Source organism: Streptococcus mitis (assembly GCF_946188695.1).
Lineage (GTDB): Bacteria > Bacillota > Bacilli > Lactobacillales > Streptococcaceae > Streptococcus > Streptococcus mitis_DF.
This window is the reverse complement of record NZ_CAMHWI010000052.1, coordinates 1-368: the sequence shown is the minus strand read 5'-3', so window position 1 is coordinate 368 and position 368 is coordinate 1. Positions and strand designations below refer to the sequence as shown.

The following is a 368-nucleotide window of genomic DNA, read 5'->3' as shown; positions in this document are numbered from 1 at the left end:
AGATTATCAAAATCTTGTGCAATGAAACTCATCTTTCCCTTAGTAAAGGCATACTCGTCCCAGGACATAATCTCAGGAAGACGAGAAAAATCATGCTTAAAGTGGAAATCATTGAGCTTTCGAATGACAGTTGAAGTTGAAATGGAAAGCTGATGGGCAATATCGGTCATAGAAGTCTTTTCAATTAACTTTTGCGCAATCTTTTGGTTGATAATACGAGGAATTTGATGATTCTTCTTGACGAGTGAGGTCTCGGCGACCATCACTTTCGAGCAATGATAGCACTTGAAACGACGCTTTTTCAGGAGGATTCTAGTAGGCATACCAGTCGTTTCGAGGTAAGGAATTTTCGACGGTTTTTGAAAGTC

At 39.7% G+C, this 368-nt stretch carries 1 protein-coding gene; it reads right to left on the bottom strand.

The features are described 5' to 3' along the window. Positions 1-368 (bottom strand): helix-turn-helix domain-containing protein (locus tag N8L33_RS09950; protein WP_261059751.1); only part of this gene is annotated, 368 nt, incomplete at both ends.